The organism is Pullulanibacillus sp. KACC 23026 (assembly GCF_029094525.1).
Classification (GTDB): domain Bacteria; phylum Bacillota; class Bacilli; order Bacillales; family Sporolactobacillaceae; genus KACC-23026.
This window is the reverse complement of record NZ_CP119107.1, coordinates 4,008,716-4,025,105: the sequence shown is the minus strand read 5'-3', so window position 1 is coordinate 4,025,105 and position 16,390 is coordinate 4,008,716. Positions and strand designations below refer to the sequence as shown.

Here is a 16,390-nt window from a genome sequence, read left to right as displayed (position 1 = left end):
TTGAAATTTACAGAAAAATTACGAAATGATATTTATAATAAATTGTTGGGAGGAAAATCAATGGTTTTAAATTGTTTATCAGAATCCTTTTGATATATAACGCAATATACGGTCGCCTCCTGAAATGTCTTTACTTTATTTAATTTTTATTTGTAGACATTTTAAGGAGTAGAATTATGAATAAACAATTATTTGTTTTTTTGATAGGATGTATTATTACTAATTTTGCTGATAGTTTTTATATGGTCGCCACGGTTTGGTAGTCAAAACTGTTACCGACTCACCTTTTTTGATAGGGATAACCAGTGCTGTTGCTATTTTGCCCGTAACATTTCAATTTATTTATGGTCCAATCATTGACCGTTATTCGAAACGAAAGATTTTATATTTTGCAATGATAGGGCAATCCATTATTGTTGGCGTAATCTCAATCGTTTACTTCATCCATCTTTTGTGGCTCCCGCTCTTACTTTTCATGATGTTTATTTCGTTCCTGTTATCGGAAATAACATTCCCAACAGAAAGTTCTTTGATTGAGGTTTTAAGCCCTCGTGAAAAATTGACTAAGATAAATTCCATTTTTGAATTTTGTTATCAATCACTTGACATTATTTGTAATGGCATATCGGGAATTCTTGTCTTATTTATTGGAGTTGGTTTTATCTATGTCTCCAATAGTTGTTTATTATTCTTTGTAGGGCTAATTTTTCTAGTATATCTCAAAGTTCCAAAGACTAAAAAAGAGTCTGAGAGATCAACTAATGATTTTTTACAGCAGTATAAAGTTGATTTTATTCAGGGGTTTCAAATTGTAAAAGAACAAACTATCTTGTTGAATATTGTTTTTGGGGTTATAGGAATGAATGTCATGGCAACGATGGGAATTGCAATGCTTCCTGTCATATCCAAAACCTCTGCCCAATACGGTTTCTGGTTAACGGCTATGTCAATTGGGACTTTATTGGGAACTTTATTAGCAAATAAGGTTGAAAAATTCCCACTGAACCTTGTAATGCCAATCATTTCTTTGTTTACAGGAGTGGTTTGGGTTATGTCAACACTCTTAGTGAATAAACTCATTTTTGCTACCATTTTGTTTGGTATTGCTTGGATTGGTATTGGAATTCTAAATATTTATGTGCAAACTTTAATTCAGGTGAACTTACCAGAAGAATACATTGGACTTGGTTTTTCTTTTATTTCATCAATATTAGGTTCTCTAAGCCCAATTGGATATTTTATTGGTGGTTTAATGGGTGGTCTAACATCGGGGAAGATTATTTTATTCATCTCAGGATTGGGTTATTTAGGGTTTACCGTTTATTTCTTATTAAACCCAAAGTTAAATAGCTTAAAAAATCAGTTGAATAAGCGGTTTGAACGATCAAACGACTAGTCAAAAGGTTCCCATTCTAACCGTTAAGGGCGATACTGATCCCGTTGAACGTGTGAAAAATTGGTTTAAAGGATTGGGTAATCGTCATATTTTCTTTTTCCAACAAGTTGCGTTTCTTCACAAATGAAGAGACGCTTTTTATTTGTCTCACGCTAATTAGGAGATCAATGTTAGTATTAAGATAAAGAAAATTCAGTCACTTGATTAAAAGTAGGATAGTTTAATTAGAAACTGTTTAAAGTTGTGGTGAAGAGGTGGAGTTAATAGTTTTGGAGGGGTTATTAATGAAAAACATTATACTAGATCGTATAGCTGACACCAAAGAAAAAGTTAGATTCTCAGGAAACATTCTTGTTAAGAAATATAATGATGTCTTATTGGAATTAAGCTACGGATATGCTAATCGTTCTGAACAAATTGAAAATAGCACAGATACAAGATTTGGGATTGCATCGGGATGCAAACTCTTTACATCTATAGCTATCTGCCAGCTTGTGGAAGCAGGAAAACTTACTTTTGAAACAAAATTAGAAGATTGTCTTGATGTGCATTTTCCTAATTTTGATAAGGAAATAACCGTTCACCATCTTTTAACGCATACTTCAGGAATACCTGATTATTTTGATGAAGAAGTTATGGACGATTTTGAGGAGTTGTGGGTTAAGAATCCAATGTATCTTATAAGAAACTTAATAGACTTCTTACCACTATTCCAGAACCAACCAATGAAATTAAAATTGGGTGAAAGGTTTCATTATAATAATGCAGGATACATTTTACTTGGTTTAATTGTCGAGCAGGCAAGCCAACTAAATTTTTCTAAATATATAGAAGAGAATATATTCAAAAAGGCTGGTATGACTAACTCAGGCTATTTTGAATTTGATTCTTTCCCCAGACATACAGCGCTTGGTTATATTGACCTTCCTAATGGTAAGTGGAAAACAAATATTTACTCGTTGCCTGTAAAGGGTGGTTCAGATGGCGGAGCCTATGTAACAGTGAATGATATGGCAATTTTATGGGATTCACTCATCAATAACCAATTACTTAATGAAGAACAGACTAAAAAGTTACTAACTCCATATGTTCGAACCAATGACAAAAATGGATATTATGGTTATGGGCTATGGATTGAGAAAAATGATAGTGAGATTTTTAAATATCATATTATGGGTTATGACCCTGGAGTTAGTTTTCATTCGACTTTTTACCCCGAAACTTCAATAAAAACAGTAATTTGCTCTAACAAATCCCAAGGAGCGTTCGATATTATGAGAGAGATCGAGGAAGAAGTTTCAAACTAATAAGTTGTATAACACTAAAGATTGATAAAGGTTTTTATTTCACCCGTGCTTTTGCAGAACAAGGAGCACTCCATCGCTATTCAATTAGCGGTCAGCATTCCTGTTGGGAAAGTCAAAGGAGTAAGGGGAATAACAATAGGTTTTTTTGTCTTTATTTATAGAAGTAGTTCAATATGACATTCCAATGGGCCGTGCTTCTGATATAGATGACATTATTCTAGATACTTTTGGATCATTATTTGGAAGTACTCTCATAAATTATTTAAAAAACAACCAGTTAAAAAGAAGGTTAATGAACGCTTTTGACTACAATTAGTATTCAACTAAAACTCAGACTAATTCAAGATACTGAGAAATTACCGAATAAGATGACAGAGCATCATAAAGGGGAAAAAATGCAAAAGATACTAAATAAATTAAATGAAATTGAGTTGGGAGAAGTAGGGATACTGGTTTACTCAGTATTAAAACAGGAAGTCATACTATCTCTTAATCAAGAGTTAGAAATACCTCTTGCATCTGCTGCAAAAGTAGCAATAGCATTCTGCATAGCTAAATTTGTTGAAGAAGAAAAGATTAATTGGAACGATATTGTAGGTCGTATTCAATTCAATAGAAATGAGAATAGTAATCAAATATACCCTCACTTTCAACATAGAGATATGTTACCATTGCGAGATGCAGTGGAAGTGATGATTGCTTGCCACGATAGTTTTGTTGCTAATCGAGTTGTTGAATTTTCTGGTGGTTGGGAAGTAATTAATGAAAAACTCAAGAGGCATTTTAATAATATTAATGTTACAGAGGATCCAAGAGATGTGGAGAATAAAGGGCAATTAATTGAAGTGTTTAATCTTTTAAAAATAATATTTCAAGGATACAAAGCTAATCCTGAACTATGGGCACCTATTATTAATGGATTAGTAAGACAAAAAGATGATGTTAAGAATATACCCCCATATATTTTAAACCATATGACAGGCGGATTGGATAACGTAGTAGTGGACTTAGGAATATTAGGTGAGTTCACCCAAAATCCTCTTTTGTATGTCTTAGGAGCAATAGACTTGCCTAATAGATTTAAAAATAATCATTCAGATGAAAAAATTTTAGAAAGTATTGAGTTGCTTTATGAAAACTACTTAAATCAAGAGAAATAATTTAGATACGACAACATTATTCTTTGGTTTTAATACTAAAAAGTGAAATGAAAAGCATTTTTAAGATTAATAATTTTAATACCTAGGAAAGGGAGGGAAGTTAATGATGATCAAACCGCGTGCCTTACAAGAAGGTGATCGGGTAGCGATTGTTGCACCGGCTGGCCCCCCAGACAAAGAGATGTTGCGACAGGGGAAACGTGTACTTGAAGAAATGGGGCTTGATGTCATCTTTGGACGTCACGTATTCAGTGTGGAGGAGGAGCTTACATCTTTGGATCAAAAGCGCCTTGCTGATTTGCATGAGGCTTTCTTTGATCCTGCTATTCGGGGGATTTTTTGTGCTAACGGAGGATTTGGGACCGCTAGAATTGCTCCTATGATTGATTATGAACAGATACAGAGAAATCCTAAGGTCTTCTGGGGGTACAGCGATATGACGTATCTGCTAAATGCCATTCAAAATTTGAGTCATTTGGTTACTTTCCACGGGCCGATGGTGGCATCCGATTTGAATGATGAACAAAGGACAAAGGAGACAGAATCCACATTTTTGTCTTTATTCACAGGAGAATCTTTGACCTATGATTCTAGTCATTCTCCGCTCAATACGCTAGTTTATGGCACAGGGGAAGGACGTTTGGTGGGAGGGAATTTAACATTACTCACCAATGGTTTGGGAACTCCTTATCAAGTGAATGCGGACGGAGCCATCCTACTCATTGAGGATGTTGAAGAACCTGCGTTTAAGATTAATTTGATGCTTACCCATCTCGAACAAGCCGGAGTGTTTGAGAGTGTTGAAGGTGTGGTCATTGGCAATTTTCAGGCGGATCCAGAAGAATACGCAAAAATAAAAAAGGTGTTACAAGATTTCTTCGCTTGTGCGTCTTTCCCCGTTGTTGAGAATTTTTATATCGGTCATTGCCAGCCTAATTATGGCGTGCCTCTGGGAGCAAATGCAAAACTCACAACGTCGCCACCTAGATTAGTGATTGATTCAGGTGTGGCTAAATCTTAAATGCGTATTGAAGGTTTGGATCAAGTAAACAAGTTTAAATATGGGAAGGTAGATCATATGTCTGGTGAGAAGGATTATCGGTTATTCTATATCAGTCTTGGTTACCTAGGGTATTTATCCATAGCGATTGCATTCTTGCGGTATATTCTTATTTTAAACGACGAAATGGCAGATGTTTTCATAATCATAGGTGTCGGATGCCTTGGAAGTTTTACTAGGTTTTTAGAGTCAAAGTTCCCATTTTTTTCTTCAGTTAAAGAGAAAAGGATTTTTAAGAGGATCTTTAACGGTGCATTAATGGTTATTGTGATAATAGGTATTGGGCTTACTTTCTTTAAGTCACGAGCGTAAGCGGAAGATCGTATTATTTCTCCAAGTTGACGAATTTAAATTATTGTTTTGTGCTCTTTATTAATCCTTCACAATATTTTTCAATTGATTTAAAAAGTAAACTATCAAGCGACAGCTCCAGTGCCTTTAACCTAATCGGATTGTTAGAATCACATTCATTAATCATTTTTTTAATCTCGTTAAAAATTATGCGTTCTTCTGAATCTAAATAATTTAAAGGATTCATTTGAATATCATCATCCTGTCACTGGATTTTCTTAGAAGACCATTCATACAAATGGGTTAATTTACTTTAGGCTATATAAACTGAAGGCTAAGGTCTCGTTTTATAAGGTTATTTTATGCGAATATACGTTCTTATATAACCTATTATAACGCCTAATAATTAAAGTGTAAAGAAGGGTCACGGCAAGACAGGCAATGAAACTTACTTTAGTTATGACAGATACAACAGTTATGTGATTTGAAAGCCCTGATTTCCTGCTTAACGCAGAAATCAGGGCTTTTGTTGTTTTTAAAACAGCTGGTGATTCCTCTCTTAATACTATAATATAAGCATATGCTTATATGGTTTTCAGGAGGAGGTTTTTATGGACAAAAAGGAAATTAAGATGGAGAAAGCCGTGTCCATTCTAAAATTATTGGGGGATAAAACAAGGCTTACGATCGTTGCTCTTTTAAGTCAAACAAATGAGTGTTGTGTCTGTGAATTTGTGGACCTTTTTAATATGACTCAGCCCGCAATAAGCCAGCATTTAAGAAAATTGAGAGAGGCCGGCATTGTAACAGAGAAGAAGAAGGGGCAATGGGTGTTTTATTCTCTAAATAAGAATCAGGAAGCTTATGCTTTGATTCACTCGCTTTTGGAACACGTTCCAAATCAGAAAGAAAAGTTAAATGAGTTAGAGGTTAAAGGTAGCCGCATGAGCTGTTGTTAGTGGGAGGAAATGAAGTGACAACCTTGATTTTAGCAATCGTAATTTTTGTTCTTACTTTGGTTTTTGTCATTTGGCAGCCAAAGAATTTATCAATTGGCTGGTCAGCTTGTGGTGGAGCTGTTCTGGCTTTATTAGTTGGTGTTGTACATATACATGATGTCATTGAGGTGACCAAAATTGTTTGGGATGCGACATTTGCCTTTGTTGCAATCATTATAATCTCCTTGATATTAGATGAAATTGGTTTCTTTGAATGGGCCGCACTCCATATGGCAAAGGCAGCGAAAGGCCATGGGGTGAGAATGTTTGTTTACGTGACTATCCTTGGTGCTGTCGTATCCGCTTTTTTTGCGAATGATGGAGCAGCCCTCATTTTAACGCCGATTGTATTGGCGATGGTGCGGAGTCTTAAATTTAATGAAAAAATGATCTTTCCGTTTATTATCGCGAGCGGTTTTATTGCCGATACGACATCACTTCCGCTTGTGGTGAGTAATTTGGTCAACATTGTTTCGGCCGATTATTTCGGTATTGGCTTTATTCAATACGTTTCAAAGATGATTTTGCCGGATTTATTCTCAATATTAGGAAGTATTCTGGTGCTTTATTTTTACTTCAAAAGGAACATACCAAAGAACTATGATTTGGATGATTTAAAAGAGCCGGTTCAGGCTATCAAGGATTTAAAAATGTTTCGTCTCTCATGGCTGGTCCTAGCTGTCCTGTTAGCGGGCTATTTTATTAGTCAGCTTATTCATGTTCCTGTTTCGATTATCGCTCTTATTGTTGCTTTCTTTTTCTTACTGATGGCCAGGTCCAGTTCTGCCGTTCATACTAAGAAGGTTTTAAAGGGGGCACCATGGGCGATTGTGTTCTTTTCCATTGGGATGTATGTCGTGGTCTATGGTCTCCGAAATGCTGGGTTAACGTCTCTTCTAGGGCATTTGATTCAAGCGGGAGCGGAACAAGGGATGTTTCTTGGAATCATGGTGACGGGTTTCTTGGCAGCGGTTTTATCTTCTATCATGAATAACTTGCCAACCGTCATGATCGATGCTTTGGCGATTCACAGTACAACGACGCAAGGTGCCCTTAGAGAGGGGTTAATTTTTGCCAACGTGATTGGTTCAGATTTAGGTCCAAAACTAACGCCAATCGGCTCCCTTGCGACTCTTTTGTGGCTGCATGTTCTTTCCAAAAAGGGACTTAAGATTTCTTGGAGCACCTATTTTAAAACCGGAATTGTTCTTACCATTCCTATTTTGTTTATTACCTTGCTCGGTCTTTATATACGATTGTTAGTTGTGTAAATTTCAACCAAGAGGAGAACGCATGATGACTCAAAAAACCATTCGTTTTCTATGTACGGGTAATTCCTGTCGCGGCCAAATGGCAGAGGGCTGGGCAAAGAAGCTTCTTGGAAAGGAATGGAACGTCCAAAGTGCGGGGATTGTGGCGCATGGTCTTAATTCGAATGCGGTTAAAGCTATGATGAAAAAAGGAATTGATATTTCCAAACAGAAATCAGAAGTGATTGACCCCGATAGTTTAAATAGTGCAGCATGGGCGGTGACATTATGCGGAGACGCTGCCGACAAGTGCCCAATGACACCACCGTATGTAAAACGGGACCATTGGGGTTTCGAGGCCCCAGCCAAGGCGACAGGGACCGATGAAGAAAAATGGTCGCTTTTCAATGAGTAAGAGATGAGATAGGGGAACGAATTAAGCGATCTGCAGAAACAGGAGAATAAAAATGAGGGAACAAGAGGGGGCGGTTCTCCAATTGAACCAAGAGAACCGTCCCCGTGTTTCGATGTGCTGAGGGGGATTATAAGTGCTTTTCTTCTTTGGAAAATTTTGAAATAATATGTAAGGGGAAAGTGCTTGAGATAACCTTTTTCTTTTTCGGGAATGAAGATATTATGTGAAATGGAGAGAGTGAGGATATTGGAGCTAAGCTATCGTGAGAATTCGACTGTTAAGCAATTTATTATTGATAATCAAAGTCCTTTTGAACAAGAATTGCTTGATGAGGCAATCAATGTCAAGGATAAGATTAATGAGATTTTGTTCATAGGAAATATTGATTTGCTAAAGAATGCTCATAAATTGGTCATGTTTGTTGTAGAAAAGAAGGAAGAGGAGTTAGTCGCTTTTGCCAAACAAGAAGGCGTGGCATGGGCCAAATATTCTTTAACATTAGCATTCAAGCTGGAATGGATTCACGCTATAAGAAGGACTTTGTGGAAATTTCTCAATAATTACCAGTTGTTAAATAAAGAGAAAGAGGATTCGAATGCCTTTTTTACTTTAGAAAAAAATATAAATGATTATATAGACCAATTTCTGACCCATTTTTTTATTAGTTATTCTACATATAAAGATGAGCTGATTGAAAAACAGCGAGAGCTTGTTGAAAATTTATCCGTCCCTATTATTCCTATAAATAAGGAAATTCGTATACTCCCATTAATAGGATCGATCGATACTAGCCGTGTTAGAACCATTCAAGAAAAGGTTCTTGAGGAAATTGGAAAGCATCATATCCGAACTTTAATTATTGATTTATCGGGAATTACCCCAATGGAAGAAGTGGCGGTTTATGATTTTAAAAAGATCATTGAGGCCAATTCGATGATGGGTTGCCAAACGATTATAACCGGCCTTCGTTCGGATATTGTTAAGAACTTTGTTAATATAGGTATTAATCTAAGAGAACTAGCAGAATTTAAAGGGACATTGGAATTGGCCTTAAATGATATCCTATTTGAGAATAACAGTAAAATTTAATACCTTCCTCAATGGCACCTGAGTTACAAGTAGAGATCCAGTTTTAAAGGGGCCGGAACAGAAGGAGTTGATGAATAGAAAAAAACCGAACTTATTCACACCTTTTAACGTGATGGGTTCGGTTTTTCATTTATAAGTTAAGTCATTTATGAAACGCTAGTCAAAATACGTCGCTTTCCGCGGCCGTGCTATTCCCTCAGAAGTCTCCGTATTTTGACTACGCCTCCTATTTGTTTCTGTCCTTATAAACATTTAGTGTTCGGAATTTAGGTTAGTTAGTTTAGTTTTGTCCCAGCCTCTTTCCTGTTCCTAAGTTTATTTAGAGTTAGTGTGATGAAGCCTGTGCATTCGGTTTTTTATGGATGCCGATTTTGTCAACTAACTCTGAGCTTTCTTGGTTTAATCCGATTATTTTAACTTCTGTATGATTTTGTTTGTATTTAAGGACGATTCGATCGATCGCGTCGACTGCTGAATGATCCCATACATGAACATGTGTAAGATCTAATTCAACGAGTGCCACTTGTTCTTTGTAATCAAAGTGCGATAAGAGGTCCGTGACGGATGCAAAGAATAATTGCCCTTTTATCTCGTAATGCTTCACGCCTGTCGATTCATTAAAAGAGGCTTTAACATGAACGCTTGATATTTTTGAAGCAAAGAAAATAGCACTTAAGATAACGCCAGCTATTACTCCAATGGATAAATTATTGGTTAAAACGACCACGATAACTGTTGCAATCATTACAATCGTATCGGTAATCGGCATAACAGGTAAAGTCTTAAGAGAACCCCAGTTAAATGTTCCAATTGATACCATAAACATGACGCCGACTAGAGCAGCCATCGGCACACGAATTAAAAAGCTATGAAGGACAACAATGAGAATCAGTAAGAAAACACCTGCAACGAATGTTGATAAACGGCCGCGCCCGCCAGATTTCACATTCACCACTGTTTGGCCAATCATGGCACAGCCGGCCATACCTCCGAAAAATCCGGACACAATATTGGCAATACCCTGTCCTTTAGCTTCTCGGTTTTTATTGCTGGTGGAATCGGTCATGTCGTCCACAATTTGGGCGGTTAGAAATGACTCGATCAGTCCCACAACCGCCGTTGTTAAAGCATATGGGAAAATGATTTTCAAAGTTTCCAAGTTTAACGGAACATGTGGAAACATAAAGTTAGGTAAGGATTGCTTCAATGCCCCTAAGTCGCCGATTGTTCGGACAGGACTGTGAGTGACAATAGCGATAATCGTAATAATTAAAATGGCAACCAGGGGTGCAGGAATGGCTTTAAAAAACTTCGGCAGGATATAGATTATAGCTAGTGCCCCTGCAACCATGACATACATTTGCCAGCCTTCTCCTACAAATTGAGGGAGCTGTGCCATGAAAATGAGAATCGCTAAGGCATTGACAAAACCGGTCATGACCGGTCGCGGAATAAATTTCATGAGATGACCAATTTTTAAATAGCCCATGATGATTTGCAGGACACCTGTTAAGATCGCCATTGCCAGCAAATATTGGACACCATGCTTGGCGACTAAAGGTGCCATGACTAAGGCAGTCGACCCTGTTGCAGCAGAGATCATCGCTTTACGTCCACCAGTAATAGAGATCGTCACGGCAATACAAAAAGAAGCATACAACCCAACCATAGGGTCAACACCCGCAATGATTGAAAAAGCAATTGCTTCAGGAATTAAGGCAAGAGCAACTACTAACCCTGAGAGGATATCCCCGCGCAAATTGCCAAACCAGTCTTGTTTAATTGTCATAAGAAAGTTCATACATAACCTCACTTCTATTTTGAAATTTTTTGTATATATTTGACTTCTAACTCTCATAGAAGTCGGGGCCGTTATCAACGTGAAGAATTATAACATGGATTAGAGGAAAAACGTAACTTTAAGAAAACGCTTAAAAGTAGATCATGCGTTGATTATCTCCTGAATGCTATATTCTACATGATGAAATGATACTTTGAGTTTTTCACACGAGAGCTCTTGAGGAAAAGCATCATCAAAAATTAGTTTCTGCTGAGAAGGAATTTACAGAGGAAAAGGAGACAGGGCCAAAATAGTCATGTCTGCTAATGAGGGTGTGTATGCCTTGTGATGGCAGGCAGCAGAGGATTAAATGAGTTTCAAGAAATGGTCTTGGGATCATTAGTCATAGTGAGTAGTTAAAGATACAATTTGCCCTGCTTTAATATAAAGTGATCAGAAGAAATGTTGTTGAAGCAACGAAGGAGGATAGTATAAGAATAACGAGGGCTTTCTTCATTAAAAGCGCGCGATCGGTCGAGATTTCCAAAAGACAACCCTTAGCGCAAAAGTGTTGTCTTTTTTTTTGGGGCTGATCATCCAGAAAATGGCATCGTGCGTCTTATTTCACTTAGCTTTAAATAGACTGTTTATAATTGAATTGGATTTAACAGCATAGGAGTTCAACGAATTAAAGAATTCTAACGAGAATTTATCCCGGTAATAATCGACGCCTTTTCTTAAGGATTTGTTCAGTGACAGGAGCAGGAGCGTTAGCAATAGGAAAAATAAAACTCCAAGGAAATTATATCGTCTTTTTTTTGTTTGTTTTAAAAGGCTCATCCAGTTCATAGTTTTTTCCTCTCATATTAGGTAGAACAGGGGCTCTAAAAAGTACAATGGCAGGTCCTACGTAATTTGTTAAATTCCTATACTAAGTGGGCTTTCCTATTCCTCTCGAATGGTCATGTTATTTATTCGAGCGATTCTCCATTTGAGGGGGCTCCTCTAACCATCTATTTTTGATTAAGAGTTTAATACCTTCTTCATTATAATCGTAAATTTCTTTTGCGATTAAGGCATTTTTCATGGAGATATCATTTCTCAAGCTAAAGAAAGAGCCGAAACTTTGACCGACAAGAGAAAAGCCATTTAAAAAGAAGATGCATACCATCATCAGCTTTTGAGAAAATGGTGCAACAGTTGAGTTGGTGACAGTCGCACCAGATGTCACAGAGAATTGGACATCACTTTCTAAAAGCAGATCTTCAAACAGCTTAATTTGTTTTAGAGCAAGATTCTTTCCTTTAATGAAGTACTGTCTGACCTCTTTATCTTCGGCAACCTGCGCAAACCCCGTGATAAGCTGCAAGCCGATATTATTTGCCTCAATCCCGTGATGAAGATAGCCCAGTTCAATGTTATTTAATGGGCGAAGCTCACCAAAGAGGTTAAGTCCCTTTAAATAAGAAAGATTGTTTATAAACTCAGTTGTTATAGGGGGAGTCACTTTTGGCGGCAAAGTAAGAATACCTTTCTTAAGTAAATAGTGTGTACACAATTTATAAATTTTTTGACTGACGGTTGTCAGACCCTCATACACAGACATGACATCTTCACGATAGGCCATATTCATATTAATTGTATACATTCCTAGACTGACCTCTTTTAAAACTCTTGTAAACATAAGATCAAATCCGTTTTGATATAATTCAGGGGCGTTTAAATTCACATCTTCACTCGTAAGGCCAACAGGTATGGCAACTCCATCATTCACAAGAATCTCTATAATAATTTCAACATAATGATTAAGTTCTTGCCATAACCCTCCCATAATATTGATGGCTTGTCGATCTGCATCTTGCCCTTTTTCAAGTGCTTTTTGTTGGAAGTATTCTAATATCCGCATGATCAAGGTTTTTTCTTGATAAGTAAGCCAAAGTGTTCCGATCTCAGATGCACTTAATGGGTTTTTAGCCGCCAAAATTTTTCCTCCACTTCTTATTCATTCTTTTAAGACAAATTATGAGCTTTTCAATACTTGTTTATTCAACAAAAAAATATAAACTATGGAATAAAATGGAATTATTCGGATTTAGGGTGCTATAGATGGGCCCAAAATAAATTTGGCGGGATAGAAGCTCCTCTTGCGCACGAAAAAGTCGGTGCGCGTGAAGAAAATGGTGTGCAACCACCTCTTGCGCACGAAAATGGCCGTGTGCCCATGGAAAATGGTGTACAAGCGAGCCTTTTATTTCCACCGGAGTTTTGTCATTTCCACTAAGCAAACGCCTATTTAATCCGTTTTTTGTAGTTTTTTATTCATTTTATTGATCATTTTAAAAGCCAATTAGTTTGACTTCATGAAATAAAAAGGTTATTTTAAATAAAAGTTCTATAAGCTTGACAATTTTATAAGTAGTCCTTCGGGGTCGGGTGAAAATCCCAATCGGCGGTAATGAGCGAAAGCTTTAGCCCGCGAGCCACTTGTGGCAGGATCTGGTGTGATTCCAGAGCCGACAGTTATAGTCTGGATGGGAGAAGGATCGTTTAAAAAAGTATGGACAAAGGATGTCGCATGCTCTTTTAAGGTTGATTTCTCCCTCAAGATGACTATCTTGGGGGATTTTCTTTTATATTCGATTTTTAAATACGAGTTAGACAGAGGGTGATCGAGTTGCGGGATGCAGAGTATATGGCTTTTGCTATTGAGTTGGCACGTAAGCTGAAGGGCCAGACGAGTCCAAATCCAACGGTGGGAGCGGTTGTAGTCAAAGACGGTGAGATCATTGGCATGGGAGCTCACTTAAAAGCGGGAGGACCTCACGCCGAGGTAAATGCCCTAAGAATGGCTGAAGAAAAAGCAAAAGGCGCAACTGTATATGTCACACTTGAGCCATGCAGCCATTTTGGTAAAACACCCCCTTGTTCTAATTTGCTGATTGAAAAGGGGGTGGCACGAGTCGTCATCGCCTCAACTGACCCCAATCCTCTTGTCGCAGGCCAAGGGATCAAGCGTCTTGAGAATGCGGGAATAAAGGTGGAAGTTGGGCTTTTACGCGAAGGGGCTGAGGCCTTAAATGAAGAGTTCTTTCATTTTATTAAAACAAAACAACCATATGTCACTGTAAAGGCCGCAACGAGTATGGACGGTAAGATCGCGACTTCAACAGGTGAAAGTAAATGGATTACGAGTGAAGAGGCTCGGATGGATGTTCATCGGCTCCGCCACAACCATGACGCTATTTTAGTTGGAATAGGAACCATTTTAAAAGACAATCCCAGTTTAACCACCCGACTTCCCGAAGGAGGGAAACATCCTCTTAGAATCATTTTGGATACTCATCTACGTACGCCAATTGATAGTAAGGTTGTGACCGACCAATTGGCTGAAACATGGATCATTACAGGAAGGCCAGATGAAAAACGAGTCGAGCTTTTTAGATCCACAGGGGTCCGAATTATTGAAACAGGTGAAGAACGGCCTGCTTTAGCACCCCTTCTCCAATTATTAGGTGAGGAACACATCACTTCATTACTTGTAGAAGGCGGTGGAGAGGTGAATGGGAGTTTTATAAGAGAAGGACTTGTCGATCAATTAATTTTGTATCTTGCACCAAAGGTCATTGGTGGTGGCAGCGAATCACCATCGCCAATAGGAGGGGCGGGGTTTCTAAAAATGGCTGATGTCATGGAATTAGAGTTTAAGTCATTTGAACGAATCGGGCCTGATATCAAGATAGTGGCGATACCAAAAAAGGAGAACCTCTAATGTTTACCGGAATTATCGAAGAGATTGGACAGATTGAGAGCATTCAGACGGGCAGTCAAGTCTATACCCTGACAATTGGGGCAAAAAAAGTGTTACAGGATGTGAAGCTTGGTGACAGTATGGCAGTCAATGGGGTTTGCTTAACTGTAACGTCTTTCCGCTCAAACGAGTTTACCGTTGACGTTATGCCTGAAACCGTAAAGGCCACAACTATTCGCACTTTATCTCGAGGATCCAAGGTGAATCTTGAGAGAGCAATGGGGGCTAATGGGCGGTTTGGCGGGCATTTTGTAGCAGGACACGTGGACGGTGTTGGTCAAATAAAAAAGAAAGTCGCTTCAAACAATGCTATTTATTATGAAATAGAAGTGGAACCCTCTCTTCTTTCTTACATGGTACTAAAAGGGTCGGTAACCGTTGATGGGACAAGCTTGACTTTATTTGGCTTAACAGACGCTACTTTTACGATCTCTCTGATTCCTCATACGTTGCAAGAAAGTATTATAGGTGAGAAAGAACCTGGACAATTCGTGAATGTCGAGACAGATATGCTGGCTAAATATCTATATAAGTTTTCGGAAATGGGAAAAGCTCAGCAACCAACAAATACGTCATCCATAACTCCTGCTTTCTTAACTGATCATGGATATATGTGATGAACCTGAAGGAGTGACACTATGTTTCACACAATAGAAGAAGCCCTTCGAGATCTTAAAGAAGGAAAAATGATTATCGTTTGTGATGATGAGAATCGCGAGAACGAAGGTGATTTTATAGCCTTATCAGAAAAGGTTACGCCTGACGTCATTAATTTCATGATTACAAATGGAAAAGGATTAGTGTGTACGCCAATTAGTGAGGAACGAGCCGTTCAACTAGGCTTAACGCCAATGGTTATGGCCAATACAGATGCGCATCGGACCGCCTTTACGGTAAGTGTCGATCACCAAAGTACAACGACCGGTATAAGCGCTGCCGAAAGAGCCCAAACGATTCAAGCTCTTATTCATCCTGATACTAGGGGTGATGAGTTGAATAGGCCAGGACATGTCTTTCCTTTAATCGCGAAAAAAGGCGGGGTTTTGGAGCGGCCGGGCCACACGGAAGCTGCGGTTGATTTAGCAAGGCTTTGCGGGGCGTCTCCGTCTGGTGTGATTTGTGAAGTGATTAATGAGGATGGGACGATGGCAAGAGTGCCAGAACTTCAGACACTTGCGGAGCGATATAATTTGAAAATGATTACGATTAAAGATTTGATCCACTACCGTCGTCTTCATGAAGCTTTAATTGAGCGAGAGGTTGAAATTCAGCTTCCGACGGATTTTGGTGATTTTAGGGCAATCGGCTATTCCTCCACTTACGATGCCAAAGAGCATGTTGCTTTGGTGAAGGGAACTATAAAGCCGGATGAGCCAGTCCTGGTCCGCGTTCATTCTGAGTGTTTAACCGGAGATGTGTTTGGCTCTCGTCGATGTGATTGTGGTCCTCAATTGCATGCCGCTTTGGAGCAAATAGAAGAAGCGGGGCAAGGCGTTCTACTCTACTTAAGACAAGAGGGTCGAGGAATTGGCTTATTAAATAAGCTTCGTGCCTATAAGCTTCAAGAACAGGGCTATGACACGGTTGAAGCCAATGAACAGCTAGGCTTTCCAGCAGATATGCGAGAATTTCATACGGCCGCACAGATGTTAAAGGATTTAGGAGTGAGGGAGTGCCGCCTCCTAACCAATAACCCCACAAAGGTAGCGGCCTTAAAGAGCTATGGGATCGACATTATCGAGCGAGTTCCGCTTGAATTGCCATTGAACAAAGATAATGAACGTTATATGAAGACGAAAGCAGAAAAAATGGGTCACCTGCTGCATTTGTAAGGTT

At 38.4% G+C, this 16,390-nt stretch carries 15 protein-coding genes, 1 pseudogene and 1 riboswitch; of the genes and pseudogenes, 14 read left to right on the top strand and 2 right to left on the bottom strand.

Going from position 1 to position 16,390, the window contains the following annotated elements; translation table 11 throughout:
* Positions 1 to 256: 256 nt before the first annotated feature.
* The 10 genes and pseudogenes from PU629_RS18630 (at position 257) to PU629_RS18585 (ending at position 8,966) form a co-directional block, all read left to right on the top strand.
* Complete coding sequence (locus tag PU629_RS18630) at positions 257 to 1,396, top strand: MFS transporter (protein WP_275281528.1); 1,140 nt, start codon at positions 257 to 259, stop codon at positions 1,394 to 1,396.
* A 284-nt stretch (positions 1,397 to 1,680) separates the two neighbouring features.
* Entirely contained in the window at positions 1,681 to 2,703 is a 1,023-nt protein-coding gene (locus PU629_RS18625) for a serine hydrolase domain-containing protein (RefSeq protein ID WP_275281527.1), read from the top strand.
* Between the two features lie 184 nt (positions 2,704 to 2,887).
* The gene (locus tag PU629_RS18620; RefSeq protein WP_275284499.1) at positions 2,888 to 3,019 is read left to right on the top strand and encodes a VanZ family protein; all 132 of its coding nucleotides are present in this window, start codon (positions 2,888 to 2,890) and stop codon (positions 3,017 to 3,019) included.
* Positions 3,020 to 3,098: 79 nt separating this feature from the next.
* Positions 3,099 to 3,863: a serine hydrolase gene (locus PU629_RS18615; protein ID WP_275284498.1), complete on the top strand. Its 765-nt coding sequence runs from the start codon at positions 3,099 to 3,101 to the stop codon at positions 3,861 to 3,863.
* Between the two features lie 103 nt (positions 3,864 to 3,966).
* Positions 3,967 to 4,884, top strand: coding sequence for a S66 peptidase family protein (locus PU629_RS18610; RefSeq protein WP_275281526.1), 918 nt, complete (start codon positions 3,967 to 3,969; stop codon positions 4,882 to 4,884).
* Positions 4,885 to 5,235, top strand: a complete 351-nt coding sequence (locus tag PU629_RS18605; protein ID WP_275281525.1) for a hypothetical protein — start codon at positions 4,885 to 4,887, stop codon at positions 5,233 to 5,235. It begins immediately after the preceding gene.
* A 590-nt stretch (positions 5,236 to 5,825) separates the two neighbouring features.
* Positions 5,826 to 6,173 (top strand): ArsR/SmtB family transcription factor, encoded by a 348-nt coding sequence (locus tag PU629_RS18600; RefSeq protein WP_275281524.1) that lies wholly within the window; start codon positions 5,826 to 5,828, stop codon positions 6,171 to 6,173.
* A 14-nt stretch (positions 6,174 to 6,187) separates the two neighbouring features.
* Positions 6,188 to 7,483: an arsenic transporter gene (locus PU629_RS18595; RefSeq protein ID WP_275281523.1), complete on the top strand. Its 1,296-nt coding sequence runs from the start codon at positions 6,188 to 6,190 to the stop codon at positions 7,481 to 7,483.
* Positions 7,484 to 7,508: 25 nt separating this feature from the next.
* Positions 7,509 to 7,927: pseudogene (gene arsC, locus PU629_RS18590) on the top strand (arsenate reductase (thioredoxin)).
* A 196-nt stretch (positions 7,928 to 8,123) separates the two neighbouring features.
* Positions 8,124 to 8,966 carry an STAS domain-containing protein gene (locus PU629_RS18585; RefSeq protein ID WP_275281522.1) on the top strand — a complete coding sequence of 281 codons (843 nt, stop codon included), beginning with the start codon at positions 8,124 to 8,126 and terminating at the stop codon, positions 8,964 to 8,966.
* Between the two features lie 325 nt (positions 8,967 to 9,291).
* On the opposite strand, the gene PU629_RS18580 is transcribed toward PU629_RS18585, so the two are convergent.
* Positions 9,292 to 10,767 (bottom strand): SulP family inorganic anion transporter, encoded by a 1,476-nt coding sequence (locus PU629_RS18580; RefSeq protein WP_275281521.1) that lies wholly within the window; start codon positions 10,765 to 10,767, stop codon positions 9,292 to 9,294.
* 946 nt (positions 10,768 to 11,713) lie between these two features.
* Positions 11,714 to 12,727 carry a DUF3231 family protein gene (locus PU629_RS18575; RefSeq protein WP_275281520.1) on the bottom strand — a complete coding sequence of 338 codons (1,014 nt, stop codon included), beginning with the start codon at positions 12,725 to 12,727 and terminating at the stop codon, positions 11,714 to 11,716.
* Between the two features lie 57 nt (positions 12,728 to 12,784).
* Here PU629_RS18575 and PU629_RS18570 point away from each other — a divergent pair, with 57 nt between their 5' ends.
* The 4 genes from PU629_RS18570 to PU629_RS18555 all read left to right on the top strand — a co-directional run bounded on the left by PU629_RS18570 (position 12,785) and on the right by PU629_RS18555 (position 16,386).
* Positions 12,785 to 13,027, top strand: a complete 243-nt coding sequence (locus tag PU629_RS18570; protein WP_275281519.1) for a hypothetical protein — start codon at positions 12,785 to 12,787, stop codon at positions 13,025 to 13,027.
* Between the two features lie 134 nt (positions 13,028 to 13,161).
* Positions 13,162 to 13,293, top strand: a riboswitch (FMN riboswitch).
* Between the two features lie 145 nt (positions 13,294 to 13,438).
* Positions 13,439 to 14,515 carry a bifunctional diaminohydroxyphosphoribosylaminopyrimidine deaminase/5-amino-6-(5-phosphoribosylamino)uracil reductase RibD gene (ribD, locus tag PU629_RS18565; protein ID WP_275281518.1) on the top strand — a complete coding sequence of 359 codons (1,077 nt, stop codon included), beginning with the start codon at positions 13,439 to 13,441 and terminating at the stop codon, positions 14,513 to 14,515.
* Entirely contained in the window at positions 14,515 to 15,171 is a 657-nt protein-coding gene (ribE, locus tag PU629_RS18560; RefSeq protein ID WP_275281517.1) for a riboflavin synthase, read from the top strand. Before ribD ends, ribE begins: the two co-directional genes overlap by 1 nt.
* Before the next feature lie 21 nt (positions 15,172 to 15,192).
* Positions 15,193 to 16,386, top strand: coding sequence for a bifunctional 3,4-dihydroxy-2-butanone-4-phosphate synthase/GTP cyclohydrolase II (locus PU629_RS18555; protein WP_275281516.1), 1,194 nt, complete (start codon positions 15,193 to 15,195; stop codon positions 16,384 to 16,386).
* Positions 16,387 to 16,390: the final 4 nt, after the last annotated feature.

What these genes read in the sequence shown, in the direction of transcription:
- PU629_RS18600 (WP_275281524.1), top strand. Translation starts at nt 5,826, where the DNA reads ATGGACAAAAAGGAAATTAAGATGGAGAAAGCCGTGTCCATTCTAAAA.
- PU629_RS18605 (WP_275281525.1), top strand. Translation starts at nt 4,885, where the DNA reads ATGCGTATTGAAGGTTTGGATCAAGTAAACAAGTTTAAATATGGGAAG.
- PU629_RS18555 (WP_275281516.1), top strand. Translation starts at nt 15,193, where the DNA reads ATGTTTCACACAATAGAAGAAGCCCTTCGAGATCTTAAAGAAGGAAAA.
- PU629_RS18615 (WP_275284498.1), top strand. Translation starts at nt 3,099, where the DNA reads ATGCAAAAGATACTAAATAAATTAAATGAAATTGAGTTGGGAGAAGTA.
- PU629_RS18620 (WP_275284499.1), top strand. Translation starts at nt 2,888, where the DNA reads ATGGGCCGTGCTTCTGATATAGATGACATTATTCTAGATACTTTTGGA.
- PU629_RS18625 (WP_275281527.1), top strand. Translation starts at nt 1,681, where the DNA reads ATGAAAAACATTATACTAGATCGTATAGCTGACACCAAAGAAAAAGTT.
- ribD (WP_275281518.1), top strand. Translation starts at nt 13,439, where the DNA reads ATGGCTTTTGCTATTGAGTTGGCACGTAAGCTGAAGGGCCAGACGAGT.
- PU629_RS18610 (WP_275281526.1), top strand. Translation starts at nt 3,967, where the DNA reads ATGATGATCAAACCGCGTGCCTTACAAGAAGGTGATCGGGTAGCGATT.
- ribE (WP_275281517.1), top strand. Translation starts at nt 14,515, where the DNA reads ATGTTTACCGGAATTATCGAAGAGATTGGACAGATTGAGAGCATTCAG.
- PU629_RS18580 (WP_275281521.1), bottom strand. Translation starts at nt 10,767, where the DNA reads ATGAACTTTCTTATGACAATTAAACAAGACTGGTTTGGCAATTTGCGC.